Origin of the sequence: Streptomyces sp. x-19, from assembly GCF_046549115.1 — a bacterium.
GTDB classification, from domain to species: Bacteria; Actinomycetota; Actinomycetes; order Streptomycetales; family Streptomycetaceae; genus Streptomyces; species Streptomyces albulus_C.
Window position 1 is genome coordinate 1 of record NZ_JAJPWK010000075.1, and the last position, 3,263, is coordinate 3,263.

The following is a 3,263-nucleotide window of genomic DNA, read 5'->3' on the forward strand; positions in this document are numbered from 1 at the left end:
CAGAGCAATACCAGCGCACATCCGTTTGCCCACACCCCTGGACACTCCCAGGCGGGCGTCAGCCCACTCACCTGCACAGATCCGCCGCCGACCCGTCCCGCATGCCCACCAACTGTCGAACTCGGGGGAAAGGGCTCACTGCCGAAGAAGACGCGCTCCGTGCCGAGGGTGATCGTCACCGACAAGCTCCGCAGTTACAGTGCCGCCCACTGCACCGTGATGTCCTCGGTGGAACACCACTCCCACAAGGGCCTGGACAACCGGGCCGAGAATCCCCCACCAGCTCACCCGGCAGCGCGAAAGCGCCATGAAAGGCTTCCGGTCCATCGACGCAGCGCAACAGTTCCTGGCCGCGTTGAGCGGCATCTCACCCCACGTCCGGCCCCACGCCACCCCACGACCGCCGGCCGCCACCGCACCGACAAGATCATCAGTTCGCCATCTGGGACCAGATCACCGGCACCGTCGGCCTACCCTCCGCAGCCCGAGCCAGACACGCGGCAAGGTCCGGCACCCCCCGAACCAGAACGCCCCGCCAACTGTTCACTCAACCTCAACCTGACAACACCTTTCGAAGGATGGACAATGTACGAGACACAATACCCAAGGCCGATGAAAGGGAAGCAAGCGCATGATTCTCCCCACGATACAGACGATCCCCCCGCCTCCTGCCACACCACCCGCAGTTCCAATGCGTGACATCATCATCCTCTGGGACGCAGGCCAAGCGGGCGTAGTGACGAATATGCCAGCCAAGGAGATACGGCCCGGTATAGCGATAGTGCAAAACCCTACTTACCTCAGAAGGCGCTATGAATTATTAGGCTGGATTTGGGACACACCTTATCCCGAAGTCCCCTCATCTGGCCCTGGGGCGCCCAACGGTGACGGATATGAAATCGAACTAGACGACTTATTTCGCCACATCGAATCCACCAAGTCGGGAAAGAAACTAGTCGAATTTTTCAATCAATGCCGCCCCTTCGCCGATCCAGGAACAACGATAGGCGGGACGTACGGGCCAGCGGACCCGAAGCATAAGATTAACCCGCGTAAATTGAACGCATACTTGATCGGGCGTGACGGAAAGCCCGACATGGGTAAACCTGTAAATATTGGCGTTGTGATAATTCAATACAGCAGCCCCAGTAACGCTGCCCATTACCTTCACCTGGCATCCGCAACTAATGGGCGCGGGGCGTTCGGCACGGTGGAAATCTATACAAGATCACTAGTTCTCCAGGACAGAGAAGCCATCCCCCCAGAGCTCTCTCTTGCCCACGAGCTCATCCATGCCGCACACTTTATTGCGGGAGCCGAGCAAGAGGTTGGTATCTCATCTTTTTCAGGCCTCAACCCTGAAGAGATTGCCAGGCGCATGTTCGATTTACATTTCGGACGCTCCTTTGGCGCGGCAGAGAAATGGCTTCACCCATCCTCTGCGCCAATATTCGATGCGCTACCCGATGAGGTGCGCGACCTCATCTTGTACGACCTCGAAAACTTTGATAAATTTCGCGATCTTGCCATCCATATGACCAGCGGAAGATTCCCCTCAAATTTGAGCTCCACTGGTGATATGTATTTCCAGCAACTCGCAGAATACGAAGAAACCGTGACAGTCGGCAACGAGGTCTGCAATATCTGGCTAAACGGAAAAAGGAAGCGCCTGACCAATGAATGGCGGACAGCTCCGGCCTCTTCTTTCGTGAAATCGAATCGGGTCGCCGCGCAGCACATCGCTCACATTGAAAAATTCAAGAGAGACCCCTTGTATAATGCGGTGAAAGAACGAGCTGTTAGGGCTGCGGAGCAGCGCCTTCTGCTCCCCTCCCTCACCGAGACGCGCATATCAAAAGAGATGAGAATACGGCCCCGAGCTTCTTATAATCCGATCCTTTCCCACAAAGAGAAGGATAGGTCGGAGTGGATGATAAAGATTGTGCCGTTTCCTTACCCTCGGAGAGATATTCCCGACGATTACTTCCGGGAGAGTGATCCCATCAGCGCACTGGTTAGAATGGGCGGCAATTTCGGCACCGAGGTAGACCTGTACCGTGAGGACCTTGCTGGCTGGACCCTCCGCACGGCCATGGTGAAAAAGAGGGAAATGCTATCCAGCTATACAACCCCACCCCGGTCCTGTACAACGAAAGGGGACCTTCCCGCTGTGACAATTAAATCGATCCCCGACTCGGACCGGCAGGAGGCGCAGGAAATATACAACGATCTCACGCGAAATCCAGACCTTGCAGAAATCCTTACCGAGAAGCTCCATGAGGGGCCTCTCTCGCTAATCCCACCAACAATGAGGTCATAGGAGGGGTGCGAGAGATCTGATGGGGGACGCGCGGCACCGCTCCAACCCCAACCCGCATGGCCCGGCTGACCCGCACACAGCTCCACTTCGTCCTCAAACGCGCCGGACGCCAGCGCGGCATCGAGGCGGACGCCGACCGGTTGCAAGAGGTTTTCTGCGCCGAGTGGACACACAGCCTCCGCTCGTGGAGGAACGCCCCAGGGCCGTGGAGTTCGAGGCGCTCATCTCGCCGATCGGCAGGCTGTGTCTTCCGGCCAGCAGCTGAAGTTCCCCGCCGCGCTGGGCGGACGCACCGCTAACACCGTCTGGGCCGACGAGCGCAGCATCCATGTCTTCATCGACGGCGAACTCGCCCGCACTCACACCTCCCAGTTCACCGCGGCCGACCTGAAGGCACTGGTGCAGCGCGGCGGGCGAATCGCCGGCCCCGAACCAGCGACGCCCCCGTGCCCGACGGGCCGCAGGCCCCGCTCGTTGTCGAGGTCGACCGGCTGGTCGGCCGGGACGGCGACATCGGCCTCGGCGGGCAGCGCGTCAAGCTCGCGGCCCAGCTCGCCGGACAGCAGGTCACCCCGAGTTCGACAGTTGGTGGGCATGCGGCCGTGGCGGATCTGCGGGTTGACCTGCGGCGATGGGCATGAGGAAGCTCCGGGGCCGTTTGCCCACGGCTCCGGAGGGCGTTTTCCCAGCTCAGCGGCTATTCAGGGGTCTTGAGGGCACTCATCTTTGGCGGGAGCGGGACACCGCAGTCCTTGAAGAGTTTGGTCTGGGTGTCGGTGAGCCGGGTGGTCTGCTGGAGGCTGCCGGCGGGGCCGGAGTTCTTGTAACCGAGCGCGACGTCCTCGGCGGACAGGTCCGGGTCGCTGGTGGCCAGCAGGTACTTGCCGTCCAGGCGGGCCTCGGCGGCGACCTTGGCGGCGTCGATGGACAGCCGCCCGGTGGT

The 3,263-nt window shown here is 60.2% G+C and carries 3 protein-coding genes and 1 pseudogene; 2 read left to right on the forward strand and 2 right to left on the reverse strand.

What is annotated here, in order from left to right; genetic code table 11:
• Positions 1-138: 138 nt before the first annotated feature.
• A pseudogene (locus ACLJT4_RS42125) lies at positions 139-485 on the forward strand (DDE-type integrase/transposase/recombinase); the annotation flags it as partial.
• Between the two features lie 146 nt (positions 486-631).
• On the forward strand, positions 632-2,320 hold the full coding sequence (locus ACLJT4_RS42130) for a hypothetical protein (RefSeq protein WP_411130445.1): 1,689 nt from the start codon (positions 632-634) through the stop codon (positions 2,318-2,320).
• Positions 2,321-2,679: 359 nt separating this feature from the next.
• On the opposite strand, the gene ACLJT4_RS42135 is transcribed toward ACLJT4_RS42130, so the two are convergent.
• Positions 2,680-2,916, reverse strand: a complete 237-nt coding sequence (locus ACLJT4_RS42135; RefSeq protein ID WP_411130447.1) for a hypothetical protein — start codon at positions 2,914-2,916, stop codon at positions 2,680-2,682.
• A gap of 101 nt (positions 2,917-3,017) precedes the next feature.
• The coding region (locus ACLJT4_RS42140) for a hypothetical protein (protein WP_411130449.1) at positions 3,018-3,263 on the reverse strand (246 nt) is incomplete at its 5' end.

Coding starts and splice junctions, on each gene's coding strand:
- ACLJT4_RS42130 (WP_411130445.1), top strand. CDS start 632: ATGATTCTCCCCACGATACAGACGATCCCCCCGCCTCCTGCCACACCA.
- ACLJT4_RS42135 (WP_411130447.1), bottom strand. CDS start 2,916: ATGCCCACCAACTGTCGAACTCGGGGTGACCTGCTGTCCGGCGAGCTG.